This is a genomic window from Truepera sp. (assembly GCA_032027045.1).
Taxonomy (GTDB): Bacteria; Deinococcota; Deinococci; order Deinococcales; family Trueperaceae; genus JAAYYF01.
Window position 1 is genome coordinate 156,845 of the sequence record JAVSMU010000001.1, and the last position, 24,112, is coordinate 180,956.

A 24,112-nucleotide genomic window follows, 5' to 3' on the forward strand; every position below is an offset into this window, starting at 1 on the left:
CCCAACACGACCCACCCCCGCCAGGGACGCAAGGACTTTGTGCCGACTTCCAGGATCTTCGACTCAGGCTGTCGCGGGGCTGCCCAAGCGCCGCAGTGATGGGGTGAAGAAGAGTACGCCGGTCACCAGTGCCACAAGTGCGCCGGCGCCGAGGAAGAGCGGGACGAAGCCGGCGTCGACCAGCGCGCCGGCCGCCACCAGCGACAACGGCGCGAGTCCAACGGAGGCGAACATCACTAGGCTCATCAGGCGTCCGCGGAAGGCCTCCTCGGCCTGGCCCTGGAGGAAGGCGATGCCGCGCACGTTGAGCACCCCGACGGACAACCCCATCACCCCGAGCGCCAGCAGGGCGGGGAGCATGGTGCGGTCGAACGCCAGGCTTGCCAGTCCCACCGCAAAGGCTGACGACGTGAGTATCAGCAGGCGCCCCAGAGGCGCCGCACGTAGCAGCGTCCCGGCCAGGATCGCGCCGACGAGCGCGCTGCCGCCGAAGCACGACATGAGCAAACCGAAGCTGGTGGGGCCGGAGAACATCCGCTCCGCCAACAGGGGCAGGCCCACCGAGGCCGGGCCCGTGACGGCCACATTCAGGGCGGCGATGGTGAGGAGCATGGTGCGGATCGTGGGCCGGCTCAGGCTGTAACGCAGCCCCTCGAGCACCTGCCGCGCCACGTTGCCGCTCGGGTCGGCACGTTGCGTGCGTGGGGCGCGTAGCGCGAGAAGCGTGGTGACGGTGGCGACGAACGTGAGCGCGTCGATGGCGAACGCGGGCCCCAGGCCGGCCGACGCCACCAGGACGCCGGCCGCGGCCGGCCCCAGCAGCAGCGCAAGCTGTTCGCTCCCCTGCACGAGCGCGTTGGCGGGCTCGAGCTGCCCCTCGCCCACCAGCGACGGCACGATTGCCAAGAGCGCCGGGTGGTAGAACGCGTCCACGGCGCCGAACAGTGCCGCGAGCACGTATACGTGCGTGAGCGTGACGGTGCCGCCGGCTACCAGGTAGGCGAGAAGGCCGACGGCGACGAAGCGCAGCGCGTTGGACACCAGCATCACCGTGCGCGGCGCCATGCGGTCGCTCACGGCGCCCCCGAGCAGCATCAGCAGGGCGCGCGGGATGGCGGCTGTCATCAGCACGGCGCCTAGGTCCATGCCACTACCGCCCAGCGACAGCGTGAGCCAGGGCAGGGCCACCAGGTAGAACTGGTCGCCCATCACGGAGATCGTCTCGCCCAGCCAAAGCAGGCGGAAGGAACCGTGACGCAGCGGGTTGGTCCGGGTGGATGTGGGCAAAGCGGTCATGGTGGCTAAGGTAGAGGCCACCCTTGTCGAAATGGAAGGTCGAAATTCTGGTAGCTATGCCCTCGCGATCCGGTGATCCGGTGGACCCGTGCCGCTACCGTGCTACTCGATTCGGAGCGCCGGCGCTACCCCGACCCGTTCATGCGGGCCGAGCGGAGTGCTTGGCAGGCCTAGCGCTAACTCGACGTTCGCTTGGGAGGCATCGCCTACCGGGTGAAGCAGCAGTCCGTGGCGCTGGAACTGCTCGAGTTCACCAGCGAAGTCGACTTAGGGTTGGGCCTGCCTCAGCATCTCGAGAGGCCCTTGGCTGCCCAGAAATCGAGTCGGAATCCGTCGCTTTTCTCAGCACGAGATGCCAAGAAGCTAAGGGATAGCATGGAGGAACCTCCCGCTGCTGTCGTGAACACGCAGGTAACCGTGCCCCCCTTTGGCGAAGTTCGCCGGGAAGACAGCCAGGTTAATGCCCTGGGGGTGCTTCGTGCTAGGGAAGCGGATTGCTTGGATTCGGGCGTGGTACGCGGCGCGGCCGATGAGGTGAGTGACGGGATTCTCCGTGACACGCCAAGGACCCTTAAGTGCTTCAGATGTAACGCCCAAGTGTCCTACGATAACCGCGTCGGTTAGGTCGAGGACGCGCGCCAGGTCGTAATGAATACTGAACATCGTGCGGGGGTCTTGAGGGAGCCCTATCAGGCCGCCACTGGTCATCAGCAGGCCCTCGATTTCAGCTAAGGCGGTAACAGGGTCGCCGGCAAGGTAGATAGCGCCGAATTCGCCTTTGGCGTTGAAGCGGCCACCTCGCTGAAGCGAGCCTGTCACGCTGAGGGGTTCAGCCTGATAGTTGACGTCGATGGAGCGGTACCCGGTTCCTTGCAGTGCCCGCGTTGGTGCGGTAGCGGTTAGTGCGCCGTACTCGCGGGCTGTCGCCACTTATGCCGGCGCTCCCGTGAGCATGTCCTCCACCAGGTCGACTATCCCCTGGATCTTGCCGGTCTGCATCAGATCGAGCGGGCTGATTCCTCCGAGGTCCGGATGTGGCGCATTGAGCCAGATACGCACCTGGCTATCGTCGTGACCGGTCAATCGGTTGAGCCCGTCTACCACCCGGAGCAACTTCTTGAGCGGTTCCTGGATTGTCCGCGAATCAGGAGTCTTGCGAAGTGTGCGGTCATTGACTCCCAGGATGCTTGAGATCTCTACCGTACCGATGTGGAGATACTCTGCGAAGCGGCGGGCATCAACGCGACCCGACTCCAGGTTGAATACCTCGGGCGTCGTGTGGCTAAGGATGTTCGCCATTCCAGCCCCCTTTCGGTTCCATTCTAGTTCCTCTATTGTTCCGAGTCTAGTGATAGCGAGCCCTGCGCGGCAAACCTCATGGGCCCGTGGGGGCCTCAAGCCCATCTAGCACAGCCGCGCCGACCCTCAATTGAGGCCAGCGTCCAACGGCGACAGGTAAGAGCTGACCTCTGCCGCGGCCGCCGCGGCGCCATCCCACCCCGACTCCACAATCCTCAGGGAGTGGGAACGCGCCAGCGCAGCATGTTCCCACGCCAACTCCTCACGCCCGAGGGCGCGGGCCGACCTGGCGCATAGCGCGTGCGTCAAGGCCAGGAGGTGCTCGTCGGGCGGGCTGGGCCGCAGGCCCTCCGCGCGGCGGAACACCTCGTAGGCTGCCGCCAGCACTTCCTCGTGATCGCCTAGCCCGTGAACGGTGAGGACCGCCATCATGCGCAGGCCGATAGCGTGGCCGCGTGCCTCGAACACTCCCATGTCGTAGCGAGCCTGGAAGATGTCGGCAACGCGCGTTGCGGTCAGGTAGGCAGCCCGTGAGGGGGGCAGGCCCGACAGCACGATGACCAGTTGGCTGAGTTCCTCCCCGAGGCGCTCGTCGTACGCGCGCGTGGCAACCGCCTTGGCGTCCCACTCCTGACCGGGAGCCACACCCAGGGCTTGGGTCACGCGCTCCTCGAGGGCTGACAGGCTGGCGGCCGGCGACTCGCCGGCCTTGGAGGTGTCGGTCGGCGCTGCACCTGAGCCGACCGTTCCCGTGTCGACCGCCGCGCTCGAGCCGACTGCCCCCGTGTCGACCGCCGCGCTCGAGCCGACTGCCCCCGTGTCGGACACCGCTGACCCGCTTGCCTCCTCGGCGTCAGCCAACGCCCGTGCTGCCGTGAGCGCCGCAGCGACCTGGACGAGCAACACCAGTCGCCACGGATGGCCGGCCGGAAGAGCCAGCACCTCGTCCGACAACTCGGCCAGCTCGGCCGCGGCGTCCGCGACCCCTTCAGCCCTGCCCCTCAACACGGCATGCAGCGTGCCCGCTCGCAGCGCGTCGGTGGTGAACCGTTCCGGGTCGGACTTCCGTAGGTCCTGCAACATCTCGGTGGCGCGCTCCGCCAACGTGAAGGCGGTGCCGTCGGTTACGGCGTCGGGGGGGAAGATGGCAAGGGCACGAAGCACCGAGCGTGCCCACAGGGCGCAGGCCTCCTGGCGCTCGGCGCTGCTCATGGCGTCGCCCTCGTCCAGTAGCCAGCCGTACGCCAGTGCGAGACGCTCGGTGGCGAGGGGGATGTTCCCGTCGCGCACGTCGATGACGGCGCGGCGCGCTTGCACCTGAACCTGGACCGCGAGCGGCCACTCTCCGCCATGCAGGGCAGCGTCGAGTTCCTGGACGAGCGGAGTGACGGTGTCGTTCCAGCCGCGCTCGTGGAGCGCACCTACCACGGCGGCTTGCGAGCGCAGGCGGGCCGGCGAGAAGGCCTCCTCCAGCGACGTGTACAGCAGGCACCAGTCGAACGCGCCGCTGGCAACCAGAGCGTCCTGCGTGTCCGCGTCCTCGGCCGCGTCGAGCGCCGACCACAGACGTTGGCCGACGCGCAGGTCGTGGTAGGTCACCAGTAGGTGCGCGTAGCGCCCACCCCTCAACGCCTCCACGCGCATGGCCAGGTCGTCCGGCGCCCCCACCAGCCCACTCAGGCCCCAGCGGTCACGCTGGATGGTGATGGCGGTCAACACCACGGCCACGGAACCGAGGTTGAGGCCCGTCCGCAGCGCCAAGGTCAACAAGCTTCCGACCACCGGGCGCTGCTCCAACGCCGGTTGGGCCAGTCCGAAGATGTCCGGGACGCTGAAGAAGAGCTGGATGCGCAGCAGACTGGACGCCACGAACCCGAGCAGCCCGCCGCGGTCGAAGCTGGTGCCGGAGCCGGCGAACGCGCCGGGCCAGAGATTGGCCCCGTGCCACAACGCGCCCCACGAGGCCAGCAGGAACAGCGCGGTCAGGCCCCCAGCCCAGGCGACGGTCGCGCCGCGCAGCCCCGCAAGCGACACGAACGGCACGAGGCCGTGCTCCATCGCCCACTCGTAAGACGCCCGGGGCGAGGCCAAGAGCCAGCCGAGCAGAACCATGAACCCGAGCCCGAGCGCGAAGGGCAGCCAGCCGGAGCCGAGCGCCGCTCCCGCGAGCGTGGCGGCGGTGAGCAGGAAGGCCGTTCCCGACAGCCAGAAGCGCGGCCGCGGTACGGCCCGCTCGGCCTCCTTCCGGCCGGCGCCCAGCTCTTCGACCAGCGACTCCAGCGCCGCGCCGTCGGGGTCTCCAAAGTTGGCGCGAGAGCGAAGGTAGGGAATCACCCAGTCGCGCAGGGCACGCAGCCCTCGCAGGCTGGCCTCACTCCGGGCCTCGAACTTGCCCCGAGCGAGCAACAAGTCGGCGGTCTCCCGGACGCCGGTCGTCAGCTCGCGCCCCAGGTGCCCGGCCTCCACCGCGTCGCGCCGCGCGACGGCCTCCTCGAGCTCGGCGAGGAGGTCGGCGCCCCGGCCCAGCCCGTGTGCTCGGTAGTAGGCCGCCCGACCGAGGCTGAGGGCGATGCGCACGAAGCCGACGCTGAGGAGGAAGCGTGTGCCGAACACCAGCAGACGCCCGGCAACGCTGCCGGGTTCGGCCGCCAGGTTCAGGCCGAACACGTCGAACAGGTCGAAGAACATCTCTGTGAGGAGCAGGTTGTCGAACGAGAGGCGCCACGCGGCTCCCCAACCATCGCCCACCAGCACGCCGGGCAGGTGCCGCATGACGCCTCTGAACAGCACCGCCTGGGCCAGCAAGTAGATCGGCAACGCGAACGTTGCCACCACCACGGGCAGGTACCTGACCACGGCGGCACTGTCGCGCTCGCGCACGCCGGACACGTCGTCCTCGCGCATGCCGCGCGCGAACACCTCGGGCCACACCACGAGCATGGCCACGAGCATGAACCCGGCGACCTGTAGCACCAACGCCGGCCAGCCCAACGGCAAGGCGCCCACGCTGGCCGCCAGGGTCAAGATGGCCCCGTAAGCCAACCACATGCTCAACTTGGTGCGGCGCGCCGCGGCGAAGACGCCGAGCAGCTCGCCGCCGAGCGCGCGTAATACGGCTCCGGGGCCAACGGTAATGGTCGCGGCCGGGCTGTTCACTTACCTCCCCGACCTAAGGCGCGGCGGGCGCCTCGGGGAAGGCCCACCAGTACCAACCCAGGCCTTCCTCGATGCCTGGATGGTACGTGTGCGGCCCGCCACTCGGCCCGCTCACCAGCGTGACGGGCGTCCAGCCCGCGAGGAGGTCGAAGGCGTTCACGTTGTTGCACTCGCCCACAGCGACGCTCCGGGCTTCGCGGCTTGCGAACCACTGCACCCGGCGGGTGCCGGGCGCTCCGATGTCGTTCGCGAACGCCGCGTCCGCCAGGATCGCCATGCCGATCATGCTCAGGCCGCCGTGGTTTTCGTCCGGCGTGGTGAAGCCGTCGAGCGGCGTGAGCAACTCGACGTCGAACAGGACCGTGATGCGCGGCTTGCCAGGGCCGCCGCACACCGTGGAGCCAAGTGGCGTGTCGTCGTCTATGGTGGGCAGCACCAAAGCGAAGGCGCCGTCACCGGCGATGTCGGCGAACACGCGCAACACTCGGTTACCGGGTGCGCTCAACAGCAAGGTCGGTGTTGCCTCGCGCCGCCAGTCGGCCAGGCGCCCACGCATGCTGACGCCGTCGAAGCTCGCCTCGCCCGGGCCGATCGGGCCGAGGTACTGGGCGTGAGTCAGCGAAACGGCCGCCGTGATCGCCAGGGTGACGAGCAGCCGCCGCCATACGCCGTACTCGGTGCTCCCCGTTCGCGGGTGCATCATGCGGCACACTCTCCTTCTTCGACCATGCGCTCGAGCAGACGCTCGAGCAGCGGGAACAACACGTCGAGCGCCGGGTAGCGGTAGGGCCTGGCCTCGGAGAAGTCGAAGTGACCCTCGTCGGCTCCGAGCTGCCAGCTGACGCGGTAGCTCGGACAGTTGCGGCACACGGTTTCGACGGGGCGCGGCGGGGCGTCCTCGAGCTGCTCACTCAAGAAGCGCAGGAGCCAGTCGTGCGCGATGGTCAACTCCTCGTCAGTGGGCTCGAGGTAACACTCGGTGACCATCGGAGGCAACGTCGTCAGCTCGATCTGACGCGCCTCGGGAGTCGAGAGCACCCGCACCGCTTGCCACTCGGGCGGCAGCGCGCCCGCGACGTGCTCGACCGCTAGCTGAAACCGAGGCGCGCTCGACGTGCTACCGGGCGTGGGCAACTCTGGAGGGAAGTAGACCAGCTTGCGGTAGATGAACTCCCCCGCGCCCACTTCGAGCACGAGGTCGCTGGCAGCGATCCGGCCCCACCACACCTGAAGGTAGAGCAGCTCGTCGTTGATCCAGCGGACGACCGGCGCAACGTTGGCGTGCCGGTTGATCCTCACGCGAAGCGCCTCGCCGGCCTCGTAGGCGTCGGCGACATACACCACGGTCGACCACGGGCCCTCTTGCGTGAAGTCCGGAAAGACGGCCCAGTAACTTCGCAGGCCGTTGGGCGAACTGGTGGTCTCGCCGTCGAACGAGATGACCAGCTGGTCCACCGAGACGTTGGCCAAGAGCTCCTCGCCCAAAGGCAGGTAGAGGGGCGGCGACTGGGCGAAGGCGCCGGAGCCGATGAGGACGAATAGGGCGGTGGCGAGGCGGAGCCTCATGGTGGCGCTTACGGCGCCCCCACCAGACCAGGCGCCGGTGGCGCGAACGCCAGCGTTCCACCGGAATCGAATCCACCCACGTTAGTGAAGCTCGCACCAAGGCCCGGAGAACCGGACGCTACCAAGTTGGCGGCTTCCACCATCCCGATATGTCCAGCCAGAGTCCAGCCCGGATCGTAGCTGCTCGTGACCCACAAGTTGCCGGCGTTGTCGAACGCCAGGCGCAGCGGGGATACCCCGATGCCTGTCAAGCGGACGGTGGGGTCGGGCGCGCCGCTTGAGACGATGTCCTGCGGCCGGAACTTCTCTACCGCGCCGCTACTCCAGCTCGCCACCCACAACGCGCCCGCGGCATCGAACGCCAACCCGCGGGCGGTCTGGAGAGACGTACCGTTGGACCCCACCACCACGTCGGGATCGAGCGCCCCGCCTGTAAGCAGTTGGGCGGGGGAGTAGCGGGCCACGAAGGTGTTCGCAGCCACCCACAACCCGCCACCTACGTCGAACGTCAACGCCTGCGGGTAAGGCAAGGCATGTGAAGCGGTGCCCAAGATCTTCACTGCCGGCACAGGTGAACCAGAACTCGCCAACTGGCTGGGCGCGTAGCCGGCGATACCACCGGCAATCGTGGCCCACAGCATTCCGCTCGCGTCGAACGCGATGCCGTTCACGTCTGTGCTCCCCGTGTCGATCACCACTGCGGGTGAGGGCGTACCGGACGCGCCCAAGTCCGTCACCGCGTACTCGATCAGGTAACCCGCCTGCGTACCGACCCAAGCGTCGCCGTCGGCATCGAAGGCGAGCGCGTACGGCCCTTGGCTCGCACCGAGGCCAAGCGCCCGCGCTGGAGTCACCCCCTCCCCTCCGCTGGGCAACTGGGTTGCACCGAACGCAGCGATCTTGCTGCTGCCATGAACGGCCACCCACAGCGCTCCCGTACCAGGGCGGAGCAGGTAGCTCACGGTCTCTGTGGCCGTGACGCCGGCGCTCACCTGCACGGTGCCACCGCCCACGACGGTGCCGTCGTAAAGCTCGTCCACCAAGGTCCCGGGCAGGCGTGCGGCCGGGGCCGTCAGCTAATACGCACCCGGCGCGAGGCCACTGAGCGTCCGAGTTGCGCTTACCACACTGTGGTACCCACCCGGGCCGGTTACTTCGATGCCCGCGGCCACTCCGCTCGGCGCCGTGACCGTTATCGCCAAGGAGCCGAGGTTAGCGCCGGCAGGTGCGGCGCAGCCGGGCGCCACTGCGACCAGGGCAGCCAGGCAGGACGTAAGCAGTAGCGAGCGCCAACCACTAGCCACCCTGCCGCGGGCCACTCCCCCTCGCACCGAGCCGTGCCGAGCTACGTCACGTCCTGCTGCGTTGAGACTTGCCGCGCCAGCGTCCATCGTCGCTACCTCCAGTTTGGCGGCACTTTAGCACCGCCGGTGGCGTTTCAGGAATGTGGCGGCCCTCCCACCCAGGGGCGAACGTCCCGACCCACTCCAGCGCGGGCGGCGTATCCTATAGGTGGTTAAGGGGACGCAAAGCAGCAACGGCATCCCCTAACGAAGCCCTCAGAGCGCCGCTAAGTAGCAGCGTCAGACCAGGGGGCTTCTTTTTTGGCTCGCTCACGCAAGCCGCTCGTGCGCTGTGGCCCAAGCAACGGCCATCTCGGTATGGGCTGGGAGTCAGCGCGCCGGCCGCGGGTGGCCGACGGACCGCTACGCAACGTGATTGCCGCTTTGCGCTTAGCCGCCGATCGCGACCATCGTCCGGGGCCTGTCGACCGGAGCGGTGATGCCCGATGCCGGCTTCCGGAAGGCCGCTACCAGGAACATCTCCTGGATCGCGGGTACCGGGTCCGCTTCGAGCAGCGCCGGCCTTATGTCGACCTCGCGATCCGTCATCAGGCAGGGGCGAAGGGTGGCGTCGCTGGTGAGCCGCATCCGGCTACAAGCCCCGCAGAAGGGTTCGGAGACGGGGTTGATGAAGCCGATGGCTCCCTTCCAACCGGGAACGCGGAAGAGCCGGGCCGGTGCGCTTGGGTCGTTATGGAGCGGCTCGAGCGCCCCGAACCACGCTTCGATCCTGGCGCGAGTCTCCTTGCCGGCCACGAACTGCTGCCGGTACTCGTCAGGCGCGGCGTTGTTGAGGTGCATGTACTCGATGAAGCGCATGTGAACCGGCAGGTCGCGGGTAAGTTCTGCTAGCCCCCGGATCTCGCCGTCGTTCATCCCGCGGATCACTACGGCGTTCAGCTTGACCGGCCCCAGCCCGCCCTCGATGAGGGCCTCGATCCCTTGCCAGACGGGGCGGATGCTGCCCCCGTTCGTCACTCTACGGAAGACCTCGGGGTCCAGCGCATCCAGGGAGATGTTCACCCGGTCCAAACCGGCAGCGAGCAGTTCGGGCAGCCGGCGGGAGAGAAGGGAGCCGTTGGTCGTTATCGCGACGTCTGGAACGTCGGCCACGCGCTTGGCGTGATGGATCATCTCCGGCAGTTCCTTGCGGATCAGGGGCTCCCCACCCGTGAACCGCACCGAGGTCATGCCGAGGCCCACGGCGGCGCTGATGACGTTAGCAACGTCCTGGACGCTCACGGTTCCAACTGGATCCTTGTGACCCATGCCCAGCGGATCGCAGTAAGTGCACCGGAAGTTGCAGCGTCTCGTGACGCTCACCCGCAGGTCTCTTACGACGCGACCGTGACTATCGATGAGGGCTTTGGATTCCATCGGCGCTCCTGCTGGGTCACTCCCTGAAAGTGTGCGCATGATAGGACATCAAGTTGGAGCGGGTTCGGACGAGAAAGCTCTCACCCAGACCGAGTCGCCTTGGGCGTACGTCTCCCTCTTCCAGATGGGAACACGGTTCTTGAGCTCCTCGACTATGTAGTGGCAGGCGCCGAAGGCGGCTTCTCGGTGAGCTGCCGCCACGCCCACCCAGACGGCGCACTCCCCGATCTGGAGGTGGCCTACGCGGTGCACGCAAGCCACGTGAAGGACATCGAAGCGTTCCCGTGCCTCGGCCAAGATCCGGTTCCCCTCCTTGACGGCAAGGGCCTCGTACGCCTCGTAGGTAAGCGAGGTCACCTCCCGTCCATCGGCGCGGTTCCTGACGCGGCCCTCGAAGATGCTGCGGGCGCCGGCCGCCGGGTCCTCCAGCCGTTGCGTCAGCTGACTCGCAGGGATCGGCTCTTTCGAGATGACGAACAAGCTACCCCCCCGCCACCGGCGCGATGAACGCTACGCGGTCGCCGTCTTGCAGCTCGCTCTCCCAAGGCGCGAACTCGTCGTTGATCGCCACCCGGAGCGCCTCGATCGGCAGGGGGAGGTCGTGCAGTCTTCTCAGCTCCTGATAGAGGTCCGCGACCGTTCGCGCTGCGGTCGACACGCTCTCCCGGTCACGCTGCCTCACCTCCCGGAAGATCGCGAAGTGCTCGAGGGTCACGCTCTTCTGGGGCTTCATGCTTGATAGCCCGGGCAGAGAGTCGGTTGAGGCTCGTGGCGGCGAGCACCGGTCTTGTACTGCTCGGGCGCAGCGCGCCCGCACTCCAGGCTTTCGTGCCGTTCAAACGTCGACGTCATGCTTCCCTCCCCGCTTGCGGAGCAGCCGCACCTCCTGGATGACGATCTCGTGGGAGAGCGCCTTACACATGTCGTAGATGGTGAGGGCGGCAACGGCAGCACCGGTGAGCGCTTCCATCTCGACCCCGGTCTTGCCGTCCACCGATACCGTGCAGTCGATCTGGACCCGCTGGTCGGCGGCGAACGTGATGTCGATATCGCAACTGTCGATCGGAAGCGGGTGACAGAGCGGGATGAGGTCGCCGGTCCTCTTCACGGCCATGATCCCTGCCAGGATGGCGGTCTGGAACACGGGACCCTTCTCGCTGCCGATATCGGTGCCCGTGATGGCGCCCATGACCGCCTTGGGCAGGCTGACGTAGGCGCGAGCCGAGGCCGTTCTCCGGGTCACCCCCTTACCGGCCACGTCCACCATGCGCGGGCGGCTCTTCTCGTCGATGTGGGTCAGCATGGCAACTCCTCACTGGCTTCCCGCGGCTTCCCCGAGACCTCCACCCACGCAGGACGCTATCCAGGGCCCCCGGATCTTCCTTCCTCCATCGTCGTGCTTCCGAGTGTACTGCGGGAATGGCACGGTAAGCCCCGGCCGGCATCAGGTCTCCGGCCAGCAGCTTATTTGCAGCCATACGCGCGGTGATAGGCTTGCACCCATGGGCCGGGCGTTGGCCGGTGTTCTGGAAGCAAGCCTTCGGCGGCTCGCGGTGACCTCATGCTGAGCCCTGAGCAGCGGGCCCGTTACGACCGTCAGCTCAGGCTCTACTCCTTCGGCGAGGCTCAGCAGCAACGGCTGCTGGACGCCTCTGTGCTCGTGGTCGGCGCGGGTGGCCTGGGATCTCCGGTGTTGCTTTACCTGGCGGCCGCCGGCGTGGGTCGCCTCGGGATCGTGGATGACGACGTCGTCGACCTGAGCAACCTGCAGCGGCAGGTCATCCACCGCGACCGCGACGTAGCCACTGCCAAGGTTGCTTCGGCCGCACGCGCGGTGCGCGACCTGAACCCGGACACGCAGGTCGACGAGCACGACCTCACGCTGCAAGAGGGTAATGCGCGCGCCCTCGTCGGCCGGTACGACCTAGTGGTCGACTGCACCGACAACTTCACGGCCCGCTACCTCATCAACGACTCGGGCTTTCTCGGGCGCGTTCCGGTGGTGCACGGCTCGATCTACCGTTACGAGGGTCAAGTGACCGTGTTCAGCCGAGGCGAGGGCCCGTGCTACCGCTGCCTCTTTCCCGTACCACCTCCTCCCGGCACCATCCCCTCTTGTGCGGAGGCCGGGGTTCTGGGTGTGCTACCGGGAATGGTGGGCATGGTGCAGGCGACGGAGAGCATCAAATTGCTTGCCGGTTTGGGGGAGTCGCTCGTTGGTCGGCTCTTGCGCTACGAGGCGCTGGCGATGAGGTGGAGTGAGCTGCGCTTGAGGCGAGACCCCGCCTGCCCCCTTTGCGGTGCTGCCCCCACCATTAGCGAAGTGCGCGCGATAGACGGTGGAACTCGCGAGGTAGACAACCTTCAACGACTCGACCCCGCGGGCTACGAGCACCTGCGCAGCGCGAACGTGGAGCACATCCTGCTCGACGTTCGCGGGTCCTCCGAGGTCGCGGTAGGCAGCATGGAGGGGTGCGTCAACATCCCACTGAGCGAGCTGCCTACGAGGCTGAGTGAGCTCACGCGGTGGCGCGACCGGCTGATCGTCTGTGTGTGTAACCACGGCACCAGTAGCCTCGAAGCCGTCGCCTTGCTACGCAAGGCCGGCTTTCCCCGACTTGCCAACCTCGAAGGAGGCTACCAGGCGTGGCGGGCCTGGGAACGCCATGGAAGGTCCTTGCGCTCGTAGAGCGGCGACTTCTCGAGTGTCAACCGCCCACCCCCGGTACGAATTAGTTTTGAGTCGACACGCCCCGGTACGAATCAATTCTGAGTTGACACGCCCACGCCTCGGTACGGACTAGCTTTGGGTTGACACGCCCTGCTCGGCGACCCGTATGCGGCCGAGAGCCCGCTCGTAGTCGGCCACGTGGTTGGCGTTGACCAGCTCGTCCTCATCCACGCTCGTCACGAGCCCGATCCGCGAGTTCAACAGCATCTTCCGGGGGCAGTCATGGCCTAACGCGAGCACCTGGAACAGGCGCAGCCGCGCCTTGGCCTCGTAGATCGTGCACACCGGTTCGGGCAAACCGTCATGAGGGCTGCGGTAGCTCGTGGCGAAGCGCAGCGGAGCTCGTTCACCGAGCAAGCGCTCTACCGTCTCAGCGCGAACGAACGGAAGGTCACACGCCAAGACCAGCCAGCCGGCGCCTGGGTGAGCCGTCATCGCGGTGAGGATGCCGCCCAGCGGCCCCACCTCGACGAAGCGGTCGACCAGGTGAGGGCGACCAACCAGCGCCGGCTCAGACTGTTGCTCGGCGTTGATCGACAGGTAGACCCGGTCGCAGTGGGGCGCAAGCAGCCGACTCAGGTAGAGCGCGTGCGGTTCGCCGTGGTACTCGAGCGCCCATTTCGGTCGGCCCATCCTGCGGCTCGCGCCACCCGCCAGTACCAGGCCGTAGAGCGGTGTTCGGCTGGCCAGCGACAAGAGGTGGGAGCGGATGCTCGCCGCCAACCCAGCGACATCGTCGGGCCGGTGGTGCGGTACCTGGAGCCCGGCCATGCTCAGGCCCGCGCCGACCGTGGCGATCACCGTGGCCGGGGTCTCCGGCGCGTCGTCACACCGCCCCTCTTCGTCGAGCAACAGGACGGTCGGGGTGTCCGGGCCGGCAGCGCCCTCGAGCAGCACGATGTCGTTTTCGAGCATGTCGTAGTGCCTACCGACGAGGCCCGGCGCCGGTCCACGCGCGTGGCCTACCTGGAACTCCGTAGACAGGGCTTCGGCCACGCGCTGTAGCATGCCGACCGCCTCGGGCGTCATGCGTCCCGAGAAGGCGACCAGGTACGGGTGATAGCTGATCTGCTCGTGGCGCCGGGAACTGTCCACGCATCAAGCTAGCACGAGCACCGCGCGGCGGATCACGCCTCCGTCCACACCGCCTCCGCACCCAACCCGGTCCCCTGACCCGCCACCCGGAACGGGTCGGCCGCGAATTTGGAAGCCGGTTGGAAGGGCACCGTCCGACACTGCAACGGATGGCTCAGCAACATCGCCCAGCCCAGGCGAGGCGCACGCCGACCGGCCAGGCCGGCACGTCGTTCGTCATCACCCTGTGGCTCGAGCCCACCGATGAAGCGAAGCGCCCTGAATGGCGCTGGCGTGTCACCGGGGGGCAGCACGGCGAGCAGCGGTACTTCAGGAGCGTCGCAGACCTCCTGACTTACGTCAGCGAATGCACCGCACTCCCGCCGCCAGATTGAGGCGGCGGCGACGGAGGGTGCGCGGCCGAAGTCGTCGGGGAAGGAGTCGGGATGACCGATCTGACGTCAGCAGAGGTGCTGGAGAGACTGCGCGCGGTGCCCTACCCGGGGACCTCGCGTAACATCGTGGGTGCGGGGTTCGTGAAGGACGTGACCGTCGACGGGTCTACCGTCATGGTCAGGTTCGCGCCCAACACCACCAACGCAGACAAGGTCGCTGCCATGGAAGGCGGCATCCGCGACGTCCTTTACGGGGCGAGCTTCGCGCTCGTGGAGGTGGAGACCGAGGCGCCATACGACGACAGCTCGATGATCCTCGGTACCGGTTCCATGAACCCACTGCAGGCCGAGATGTTGGAAGACGGCGTCGACCCTCAACCCGACGTGTTGCTAGGCGACCTTGGCCGGTCCAACCGCGCACGGCCCGAGCCGCAGGGGTCCGTGGGCCAACCCGGCAGGGCAGGGCAGGGCACAGACGTCGATGACGAGCCGGCGGAACCACAGGGTGCGAGCGACCCTACCTACGACGGACCGTTGCGGGTGCTGCAGTGGGAGATCGACCCGCATGACCTGCAGGCCGAGTCGGTCCAGCGAGCCGTGACCTTGGACGGCTGGGAGTTCCGCCTGTGGTGGCAGGTCCACGAGGGCGGCGAGCTGCTTTACACGTCGTTGCAAGCGCTCCGTGAGGACTGGGTTGACCTCGGCGGCGTCGCCCGGAGTCACCCGGTGGGGCGCACCGAGGCCGTGAACCTCGTCTACGACAGGTCGCGGGACGCCGTGGTGGCCGTCTACGGCACCGTCCGCGACTTCCGGCCGTTCGTCGAGGCGTTCAGATTGGCTTACGCGGCGCAGTACGGCGGCTTGGCAGCTGACGGCGCCAACGTAACGAGTTACGGACGGGGCAGCGAGAACGGTCCCGGGCTGAGCTACGAGCCTTCCTACGAGGACGGCTGTGACGGTGGGCCGGGGTGCACCTGCTCCGACGATGCGAGCGTGCAGCCCCAGGTTTACGAGGCCGGCCACACTGACGAGACCGCGGGTGACAGCTGTTGCGGCGGCGAGGGCGGCTGCGGTTGCTCTGCGAACGCCAGCGCGTCGAGCCTGGCAGAGATGGACGTCATGGACGTGGTCAGAGCAGCCCCCGCCGGCGAAGCGGAGGTGCGTGGATGAGCACCGACGCAAAGGGCAGCTCCAATAGCGCCGCAACCAAGAACGGGTCAGCGCCGCCGGCTGCCGCCGGTAACGGCGCTTCCCAGGCGAGGGGCGCACGCTGGTTCCGCGTGCTCGACGAGCCGCGCGCCTGGGAGGAGTTCTACCGGCGCCGTTGGTCCTACGACAAGACGGTGCGCACCAGCCACAGCGTCAACTGCTCGGGCTCGTGCTCCTGGGAAGTGTTCGTCAAGGACGGCATGATCACCTGGGAGCTGCAGAAGACCGATTGGCCCCAGATCAACGACGAGACGCCGAACTACGAGCCGCGCGGCTGCCAACGCGGGATCTCGTCGTCCTGGTACCCGTACAGCCCGGTGAGGCCCAAGTACCCGTACATCCGCGGCGTGCTGCTCGACTTCTACCGGGCCGAGCGCGAATTGGGCAAGGGGCCGGTGGAGGCCTGGGCGGCCATCGTCGAAGACGAGGCGCGCTCGAAGGCGTACCGCACGGCGCGCGGCAAGGCGGGCTGGCGGCGCGGCACCTGGGACGAGTCGACCGAGATCATCGCCGCCGCCACCATCTACACCATTCAGCGCTACGGAGCCGACCATCTCGCCTCGTTCTCCCCCATACCGGCGATGAGCATGGTCAGCTTCATCTCGGGACAGCGCCTCGCGAACCTGCTCGGCGGCACCATGCTGAGCTTCTACGAGTGGTACCACGACCTGCCACACATGATGCCGGCCATCTGGGGCGACCAGACGGACGTGGCCGAGGCTGCCGACTGGTACCAGAGCGCCTACTGGATCGTCGCGGGCACCAACCTGCCGATGACGCGCACACCCGACGCCCACTTCGCCTCCGAGCACAAGTACAACGGCGGCAAGATCGTCAACCTCTCGCCCGACTACGCCGACATCACCAAGTTCGCCGACCTCTGGGTGCCCCTCAAACCGGGCACCGACTCGGCGTTCCTGCTCGCTTGCATCCACGTGATCCTGCAGGAGTTCCACGTAGCCAAGCGCTCCGACTACTTCCTGCCCTACGTGGCGCAGTACACCAACCTGCCGTTCCTGGTGCGGCTCGACGAGGAGGATGGTCACTTCGTGAGCGGCCGTTTCCTACGCGCCTCCGACTTGGAGGGCTACGAGGACGAGGAACACGGCGACTGGAAGCTCATGCAGTTCGACACGGACGGCGGCTTGCGGCTGCCCCTCGGTTCGCTCGGCTTCCGCTGGGAAGAACGCACCACGGGTCGGTGGAACCTCAAGCAGGAGGACGCCCGCAGCGGCGAGGCCTTCGAGCCTGCGCTGACGGTGATGGACGGCGCCTATGAAGAGGCGACGGTGGCGTTCGCCGACTTCACCCACACCTTCAACGTCGAGTTCGGCACCACCGAGGGCAAGGGCGTGCCGGCGACGGCGAACTTCCGCGGCGTGCCGTCTCGCATGGTCCAGACGAAGGACGGGCCGGTGCGAGTGACCACCGCCTACGACCTGCTGCTGGCGCAGTTCGGCGTCGGGCGCGGGCTGTCGGGCGCCTACCCGGAGGGTTACGACGACGCGTCACAGCCGTTCACGCCCGCCTGGCAGGAGCAGGAGACCGGCGTCGACCGCAACCTGGTCTTGCGTGTAGCGCGTGAGTGGGCCGACACGGCCGAGAAGACCAACGGCAAGTGCATGTTCATCACCGGCTCGGGCGCCCTCCACTGGTACCACGGTGGACCGCTGACCCACCGGGCCATGGCCGTCATGGGCATCCTCACCGGCTGCATGGGCCGTAACGGCGGCGGTTTCAACAACTACGTCGGCACCGAGAAGGTACGCCCCTTCGCCGCCATCGGCACGCTCGGTGGGGCGGCCGACTGGGACGTCGTCTCGCGGCAGGCGAACTCCACCTCGTACTTCTACTTCCACACCGACCAGTGGCGCTACGACGGCATGACGCTGGAGCCGCTGTGGGCGCCGCGCGCCAAGGTGTTCCCGGGCAAGGCCGGGCACGTGGCCGACATGAACATGCTGGCGGTCAGGAACGGCTGGCTGCCCTTCTTCCCGCAGTTCGACAAGCGCAACCCCATGGAGGTGCTCAAGCAGGCGCGAGAAGCCGGCTGCACCACGGACGCCCAGGTGGCCACCTGGGTGGCGAAGCAGTTCCGTGACGGGGAGCTCGAGTTCGCGTTGCGCGACGTGGACGCTCCCGAGAACCACCCGAAGGTGCTGTGGATCTACCGCGGCAACCTCATCGGCACCTCGATGCGCGGCCACGAGTACGCCCTCAAGCACCTGCTCGGCACCCACAACAACGTCCTCGGGGACGACCGCTCGGAAGACCTGGTCGACGACATAGAGTGGCACGACGACGCGCCGCACGGCAAGCTCGACCTCGTCTACAACGTCAACCTGCGGATGGACTCATCGGCCAATTACTCCGACATCGTGCTGCCCACCGCGCACTGGTACGAGAAGTACGACCTCACCTGCACCGACCTCCACTCCTTCTTCCACCCCTTCACACCGGCCCACGACCCATCGTGGGAGTCGAAGCACGACTGGGACGCCTTCAAGCACGTCGCCGCAAAGATCTCGGAGCTGGCAATGACGTACCTGAGCGAACCGGTCGAAGACCTGGTCATGACGGCGCTGTCGACCGACACGCCGGACGAGCTGGCGCAACCGCTGGGCGAGCTGGTCGACTGGTGGGCGACAGGCGAGACGCCGGTGCCGGGCAAGACCTTCCCCAACGTCAGCGTGGTTACGCGCGACTACACCAAGATCCTCGACAAGTACACCACCCTCGGTCCCGCCGTGTCCCGGCCCAACGGCTACGGCGCCAAGGGCATCAAGACCGACCTCTCCGAGATAGTGGAGGAGCTCAAGGAGAGCTACTTGGTGGGCGAGAAGAACGGCCTGCCGTCGATGGAGGACGCCAAGCAGGTCGCCGAGATCATCCTGCGCATCTCGCCCGAGAGCGACGGCGAGGTGGCGTACCAGATCTTCCGGGGCCTCGAGAAGCGCACCGGCGTGCCCCTCGCGCACCTAGCCGAGCACGACCGCGAGATCCGCCACCACTACCCCGACCTGGTGTCGCAACCGCGGCGCGCGATGACCTCCCCGCACTGGTCGGCCATCGAGAGCGGCGGCCGCACCTACGCCTCCTGGACCATGAACGTCGAGACGTTGAAGCCCTGGCACACCCTGTCGGGGCGTCAGGAGGTCTACTTCGACCACCGCATGTTCCGCGAGCTGGGCGAGGACCTGCCGACCTACAAGCCGCCCGTCGACATGATCAAGATCGGCGACGTCTCAGCCGCCGACCTCAAGCTGCCCGGCACCAAGGCGTTCAGGTACATAACGCCGCACGGCAAGTGGTCCATCCACAGCATGTTCTGGGACACCTGGCACATGCTGAACATGTTCCGCGGCGGCCAAGTGGTGTGGATCAACGACGACGACGCGCGCGAGATAAGCGTGGGCGACAACGATTGGGTCGAGCTCTACAACGAGAACGGCATCAGCGTCGTGCGCGCCGTGGTGAGCGCCACCATCCCGCGCGACATGGCCATCTTCTACCACTCGTCCGAACGCCACGTGAACGTGCCGTTCTCCTCGCTGGCCCGCGAGCGGGGCGCCAGCGACCTGCGCGGCGGCAACAACAACGCCGCCACCCGCATCATGATGAACCCGGCCACCATGGTGGGCGGCTACGCCAACTGGACCTACTGGCTCAACTACCAGGGTCCCAGCCCTTCCGAACGCGACGCCGTCGTGTTGATCCGCAAGAAGCCGCTCGAGGCGGGCGGCCGCAAGGTCATCTACCGCGAGGAACAGCTCGGAAGGAGCATGTGAGCCGTGCGCGTGAAACAGCAGATGGCGATGGTCTTCAACCTCGACAAGTGCCTCGGCTGCAACACCTGCACCCTGGCCTGCAAGAACGTGTGGACCAACCGCGAGGGCGCCGAGTACATGTTCTGGAACAACGTCGAGACCAAGCCCGGCGTCGGTTACCCCAAGGCGTGGGAAGACCAGAACAAGTACCGGGGCGGCTGGACGCGCGACGAGGGGGGCAACAAACCGAAGCTCAGGCAGGCCTCGCGCTTCTGGTTGATGCTCAACCTCTTCTACAACCCCGTCATGCCCCAGATGGAGGAGTACTACGGCAAGGGGCCGTTCACCTTCACGTATGAGGACCTCCACTCCGCCACCCCCACCAAGCTCTCCCAACCGGTGGCCAGGCCCAAGTCGCAGATTAGCGGCGAGGAGGACATCGACATCGAGTGGGCGGTCAACTGGGAGGACAACGCGGCCGGTGCGTTCGTAGGCGGCACCGGCGAGGCGGACCCCAACTTCAAGAACATGTCCCCGGAGGCGCGCAACGCCTACCTCAAGTTCCGCGACTCGTTCATGATGTACCTGCCGCGCATCTGCAACCACTGCCTGAACCCGGCCTGCGTCGGCTCGTGCCCCTCCGGCGCCGCCTACAAGCGCGAGGAGGACGGCGTCGTCCTCATCGACCAGGACCGCTGCCGCGCCTGGCGCTACTGCGTCTCGGGCTGCCCGTACAAGAAGACCTACTACAACTGGCGGACCGGTAAGTCGGAGAAGTGCATCCTGTGCTACCCGCGGCTCGAGACCGGGCAGCCGCCCGCCTGCTTCGTGGCGTGCCCCGGGCGCATCCGCTACATGGGTCCCTTGCTCTACGACCTGGACCGGGTGGCCGAGGTCGCCAACGCCCCCGAGGCCGACCTGGTCCGCTTGCACCGCGGCCTGCTGCTCGACCCCAACGACCCCGAGGTCATCGCGGCCGCCCGGGAGGCCGGCGTGACGGAGGCCTGGCTCGACGCCTGCCGCCGCTCACCGGTTTACAAGATGGTGGTCGACTGGGAGATCGCGCTGCCGCTTCACCCCGAGTTCCGCACACTACCCAGCCTCTTCTACATCCCGCCCGAGAGCCCCGTAGCCAGCGCCGACAGCGCCGAGGGTCCTTACGACATGACCGGCGACGGGGAGCTGTTCCCCGGCCTCGACGAGTTCCGCATCCCCATGGAGTACCTCGCCAGCCTCCTCTCGGCCGGCAACGTGGCCGAGGTGCGCAAGGCGTTGGCGCGGCAACTGGCAGTCCGCCGCTTCCGCCGCTCCGAACGAGTCGAGGGCAGGGTCGACGAGCGCGTCATGGCCGACGTAGGCCTCACCGTGAAGGACGCGCGCCACATGCACCGCCTGCTCTCGTTGGCCCACTACCACGAGCGTTTCGTGGTCCCCACGACCCATACGGAGAAGACCGCCAGCACCCCGTACATCGAGCGCGGCTTCGCCGGCTTCGCCGAGTTCACCGCCGACAAGGGTCCCAAGCGGCGCACCACCTTTCACGGGCCGGACGTGGGGGTCGAACACTGATGCACTCAGGAGCCCTCACCTCAACTGCCGTTCGACTCGAGCAACTGCAGCTGGCCGCGGCCTACTTGCTCATCGCCGAGTTGCTCCTGTACCCGGAGGAGCGCGACGCCGCCACGCTGGAGGACTGCCGGCGAGTGCTCGACGGGGTGCCGGCGGTCACGGAGCCCATCGACGCCTTCCTGGCTTCCCCGCGCGCCGACGACCTCGACGAGTACCTGGCGCTGCTAGAGCTGGCGCCGACTTGCCCGCTTTACTTGGGCGCCTATATGTTCGAGGAGCCGAGCTCCTGCCGCGGCGCCGGGCTCTCAGATCGCAACGCCTACATGCTCGAGCTCAAGGCCATCTACCGCCATTTCGGGCTCGAGCCTGCCGGCAACGAGATGGCAGACTTCCTGCCCCTCGTCGCCGAGTTCCTCGCGCTGGCCCTGGCCCAAGGCGAGTTGGACGGGGTCGGCCTGCGGCGCCGACTCCTCGAACGGCACGTCGCGCCGGCCCTACCCGTGCTGCGCCAGAAGCTCGAGAAGTACGAGTCGCCCTACGCCAGGCTCATCGAGTGCCTGGCCCTGCTCGTCGAGCACGACGCGGCTAGCTGCCCTGGTCCTGCCTGGGAGGCCGAGCCGTCGGCGCTGGAGTTGCCGATGCTGAAACCGTTCGTAGAAGCAGCCGGGAGCGCTGGGGGCACCAGGGGCACGACCGGAGGCGAGGAGGCCCGACCATGAACCTGCTGCTATGGGCCGTGTTCCCCTACGTCTGCATCACGCTCTTCTTCGTGGTGCCGTTCATCCGGCTACGCAAACGGCCCTTCGAGTTCACCACCCGCGCCTCCAGCATGTTCGCGCGCGACCTCCTGGGCGTGGCTTCATTGCTGCTGCACTGGGGCATCGTGCTCCTGCTGGTAGGGCACACGATCGGCATCCTGGGTGGCGTGCTCGGCCTGGGAAGCTGGGTCCTCGCGTTCTTCTGGATCGGCGTCGTCGGTGGCCTGATGGCGCTAAGCGGCTCGATCATCGCGTTGCTGCGCCGACTGGCCGTGCCGGAGGTGCGGGCCCTGAGCCAGCATGACGATTACGGCGTCCACCTGTTCCTCATCGCGATCATGGGCTTGGCGCTCTACCAGTCGCTGGCCCAGTGGATCTGGGGCGCCTCCTTCAACGCCGGGCTCTGGCTCGCCAGCCTTTTCCGCTTCCAGCCGGAGCCCGAGCTGATGGTGGGGGCGCCGCTCTACACCCAGCTCCACGTGTTCCTCGCGTTCGCCCTCCTGGCCTACTTCCCGTTCACCAAGCTCGTTCACGCCTGGACGTTGCCCATCAACTACCTGGTACGCCCTTACCAGTCGATGCGCGGCCTTACACGCAAGTTCCAGCGCCGCTTCGAGCTGATGTTGCGCACCGACACCTCCGTGCTGCTCTACTCGGCCGGCACCATCTTCCTGCTCCTGCTAGGGACCGGGCTGGTGCTGCGCACCCCCACGCTACCGGGCGGAGCCCCGACGGCGCAGGCCACGGCGGCCCTGAACGAGGGCACCCCGGCCGCGGTGGCCGCCCTCGAGGGTTACCCCCTGTATCTCGGCTCCTGCGCCCGTTGTCACGGCACTCATGGTGACGCCAAGGTGTTGAGCCGAAACTCCCACAGCTTCGCCGTGCCGCCTCGCGACCTGACGCAGGGCAAGTTCCGCTTCGTCTCGACCACCAACGGCGTGGCGTCCGACGCCGACCTGCGCCATGTGATCGTCAATGGCCTGCCGGTGTCCGGGATGCCGTCCTTCGGGCACCTCACCGAGGCCCAACTGGACAGCCTGGTAGGGGTCATCGACTACTTCTGGGTGGGCAGGCCGACGGCCGGACCGACGGTGGACATCGGCACCGTTCCACCGCTCGACGCGAGTGAGGCGCGGGCCGGTAGGGAGACGTTCGCGGCCATGTGCAGCGCCTGCCACGGCGCAACGGGACATGGCGACGGTCCCGCGGCAGCGAGTCTGCCGACGCGACCGGCGGATCTGGCGGCGGGCCGGGTGAAGGCCGGAACCTCGCCCACGCAGCTCTACTACCGCATAGCGGCCGGCATCCCGGGCGATCAGGGACAGGAGATGCCCGCGTTCGGAAGCCTCGGCCAGGAGAAGATCTGGTCACTGGTGGCCTACCTCCGAGACGACCTGCTGCCGTGACGGCATCACCCGGCCGCGAGGTGGAGGCTATGCCGCCGGCCGGCGGCGGCAACTAGACGATGGCGCGCCGCACGGCGGCCAGGAGCGGGGCGCGCCACCGAGCTCACGAGGCACTGACGCGACTCGATGCCGCCGTTCGCATCCTCCCGCCGTCCTACTTCGCCATGGTCATGGCCACGGGGGTCATGGCCATCGCGTGCCACGAACTGGGTCTGCCGGGGGCGGCCAGCGTTCTCGGCAACCTGAACGTGCTGGCGTACGCGGCGCTCTGGGGCCTCACCCTGGCGCGCCTTTTCCGCCATCCCGCCAGCTTCCTGGCGGACCTGAGCGATCACGGGACCGGACCCGGGTTCTTCACCATCGTCGCCGCCACCGGTGTGCTCGGCTCTCAGGCCATCGTCATGTGGCAGGCCTGGGCCGCCGCCAAGCTCCTATGGGTCGTGGCCGCGAGCCTGTGGGCGGTTCTGACCTTCAGCATCTTCAGCGCGTTGGTGACCAAGGAGAAGAAGCCGTCACTTGCCGAAGGCATCAACGGCGGCTGGCTGCTGGCGGTGGTGGCGACGCAGGCGGTGGTGGTGCTCAGCATGAGCCTGTTGCCGGTGGTGGAGGCGCAACTGCGCTTGCCGCTGACCTTCATGGCGCTTTCCATGTGGTTGTGGGGAGGCATGCTCTACGTCTGGATGATCTCCCTGATCTTCTACCGCTACACCTTCTTCCCGTTCTCGCCGCGCGACCTGACGCCGCCTTACTGGATAAACATGGGCGCCATGGCCATCTCCGCTCTGGCAGGAGCGTTCATGATCACCAACGGCGAGAACGCGGCGCCGCTGCTGGAGGCGCTGGCGCCGTTCCTGAAGGGCGTGACCGTGCTGTTCTGGGCCACGGGCACGTGGTGGATCCCGATGCTGCTCGTCATGGGGCTGTGGCGGCACCTCGTCAAGGGCTTCCCGCTCCGCTACGACCCGGGCTATTGGGGGGCGGTGTTCCCGTTGGGCATGTACACGCTTTGCACCTTGCGGCTGGCCGACGCCATGCACTTAGGCTTCCTCATGGCGGTCCCGCGGGCGTTCGTTTACGTGGCGCTGGCGGCCTGGTGTGTGACGTTCATCGGCCTGGCGTGGTCGCTGGTCACCGGCGCGGCGGCCGCCCGCGTTCCGGCGCGCTGA

At 67.5% G+C, this 24,112-nt stretch carries 20 protein-coding genes; 8 read left to right on the forward strand and 12 right to left on the reverse strand.

Going from position 1 to position 24,112, the window contains the following annotated elements; genetic code table 11:
* Positions 1–63: 63 nt before the first annotated feature.
* The 11 genes from ROY82_00655 to moaC form a co-directional block, all read right to left on the reverse strand.
* The gene (locus tag ROY82_00655) at positions 64–1,296 is read right to left on the reverse strand and encodes an MFS transporter (protein MDT3680973.1); all 1,233 of its coding nucleotides are present in this window, start codon (positions 1,294–1,296) and stop codon (positions 64–66) included.
* A 363-nt stretch (positions 1,297–1,659) separates the two neighbouring features.
* Complete coding sequence (locus tag ROY82_00660) at positions 1,660–2,226, reverse strand: RES family NAD+ phosphorylase (protein MDT3680974.1); 567 nt, start codon at positions 2,224–2,226, stop codon at positions 1,660–1,662.
* On the reverse strand, positions 2,227–2,595 hold the full coding sequence (locus ROY82_00665; protein MDT3680975.1) for an antitoxin Xre/MbcA/ParS toxin-binding domain-containing protein: 369 nt from the start codon (positions 2,593–2,595) through the stop codon (positions 2,227–2,229).
* Between the two features lie 126 nt (positions 2,596–2,721).
* Positions 2,722–5,751, reverse strand: coding sequence for a hypothetical protein (locus ROY82_00670; protein ID MDT3680976.1), 3,030 nt, complete (start codon positions 5,749–5,751; stop codon positions 2,722–2,724).
* Between the two features lie 13 nt (positions 5,752–5,764).
* Entirely contained in the window at positions 5,765–6,454 is a 690-nt protein-coding gene (locus tag ROY82_00675) for a hypothetical protein (protein MDT3680977.1), read from the reverse strand.
* On the reverse strand, positions 6,451–7,317 hold the full coding sequence (locus tag ROY82_00680; protein ID MDT3680978.1) for a hypothetical protein: 867 nt from the start codon (positions 7,315–7,317) through the stop codon (positions 6,451–6,453). Before ROY82_00680 ends, ROY82_00675 begins: the two co-directional genes overlap by 4 nt.
* Positions 7,318–7,325: 8 nt before the next feature.
* Positions 7,326–8,357: a hypothetical protein gene (locus ROY82_00685; protein ID MDT3680979.1), complete on the reverse strand. Its 1,032-nt coding sequence runs from the start codon at positions 8,355–8,357 to the stop codon at positions 7,326–7,328.
* 693 nt (positions 8,358–9,050) lie between these two features.
* Entirely contained in the window at positions 9,051–10,037 is a 987-nt protein-coding gene (gene moaA, locus ROY82_00690) for a GTP 3',8-cyclase MoaA (GenBank protein MDT3680980.1), read from the reverse strand.
* Between the two features lie 48 nt (positions 10,038–10,085).
* Positions 10,086–10,517 carry a molybdenum cofactor biosynthesis protein MoaE gene (locus ROY82_00695; GenBank protein ID MDT3680981.1) on the reverse strand — a complete coding sequence of 144 codons (432 nt, stop codon included), beginning with the start codon at positions 10,515–10,517 and terminating at the stop codon, positions 10,086–10,088.
* A 1-nt stretch (position 10,518) separates the two neighbouring features.
* Positions 10,519–10,770, reverse strand: a complete 252-nt coding sequence (locus tag ROY82_00700; GenBank protein ID MDT3680982.1) for a MoaD/ThiS family protein — start codon at positions 10,768–10,770, stop codon at positions 10,519–10,521.
* 102 nt (positions 10,771–10,872) lie between these two features.
* Complete coding sequence (moaC, locus tag ROY82_00705) at positions 10,873–11,340, reverse strand: cyclic pyranopterin monophosphate synthase MoaC (GenBank protein MDT3680983.1); 468 nt, start codon at positions 11,338–11,340, stop codon at positions 10,873–10,875.
* A 258-nt stretch (positions 11,341–11,598) separates the two neighbouring features.
* Between moaC and moeB the strand changes: the two genes are divergently transcribed.
* Positions 11,599–12,726, forward strand: coding sequence for a molybdopterin-synthase adenylyltransferase MoeB (gene moeB, locus ROY82_00710; protein MDT3680984.1), 1,128 nt, complete (start codon positions 11,599–11,601; stop codon positions 12,724–12,726).
* Between the two features lie 111 nt (positions 12,727–12,837).
* On the opposite strand, the gene ROY82_00715 is transcribed toward moeB, so the two are convergent.
* Entirely contained in the window at positions 12,838–13,863 is a 1,026-nt protein-coding gene (locus ROY82_00715) for an NTP transferase domain-containing protein (protein MDT3680985.1), read from the reverse strand.
* A 149-nt stretch (positions 13,864–14,012) separates the two neighbouring features.
* On the opposite strand from ROY82_00715, the gene ROY82_00720 reads away from it, so the two are divergent.
* From ROY82_00720 to ROY82_00750, 7 genes are read left to right on the forward strand one after another with little or no spacing between them, the layout of a single operon-like run.
* Positions 14,013–14,237 (forward strand): hypothetical protein, encoded by a 225-nt coding sequence (locus ROY82_00720; protein ID MDT3680986.1) that lies wholly within the window; start codon positions 14,013–14,015, stop codon positions 14,235–14,237.
* A 51-nt stretch (positions 14,238–14,288) separates the two neighbouring features.
* The gene (locus ROY82_00725; GenBank protein ID MDT3680987.1) at positions 14,289–15,407 is read left to right on the forward strand and encodes an iron-sulfur cluster assembly protein; all 1,119 of its coding nucleotides are present in this window, start codon (positions 14,289–14,291) and stop codon (positions 15,405–15,407) included.
* A complete protein-coding gene (locus ROY82_00730) occupies positions 15,404–19,234 on the forward strand; it encodes a nitrate reductase subunit alpha (GenBank protein ID MDT3680988.1) in 3,831 nt (1,276 codons plus the stop codon). The genes ROY82_00725 and ROY82_00730 overlap by 4 nt, the downstream gene beginning before the upstream one ends.
* 3 nt (positions 19,235–19,237) lie before the next feature.
* The gene (narH, locus tag ROY82_00735; GenBank protein MDT3680989.1) at positions 19,238–20,782 is read left to right on the forward strand and encodes a nitrate reductase subunit beta; all 1,545 of its coding nucleotides are present in this window, start codon (positions 19,238–19,240) and stop codon (positions 20,780–20,782) included.
* A complete protein-coding gene (locus ROY82_00740) occupies positions 20,782–21,501 on the forward strand; it encodes a molecular chaperone TorD family protein (protein ID MDT3680990.1) in 720 nt (239 codons plus the stop codon). Before narH ends, ROY82_00740 begins: the two co-directional genes overlap by 1 nt.
* A complete protein-coding gene (locus tag ROY82_00745) occupies positions 21,498–22,946 on the forward strand; it encodes a respiratory nitrate reductase subunit gamma (protein MDT3680991.1) in 1,449 nt (482 codons plus the stop codon). Before ROY82_00740 ends, ROY82_00745 begins: the two co-directional genes overlap by 4 nt.
* Positions 22,947–23,005: 59 nt before the next feature.
* Positions 23,006–24,112: a tellurite resistance/C4-dicarboxylate transporter family protein gene (locus tag ROY82_00750; GenBank protein ID MDT3680992.1), complete on the forward strand. Its 1,107-nt coding sequence runs from the start codon at positions 23,006–23,008 to the stop codon at positions 24,110–24,112.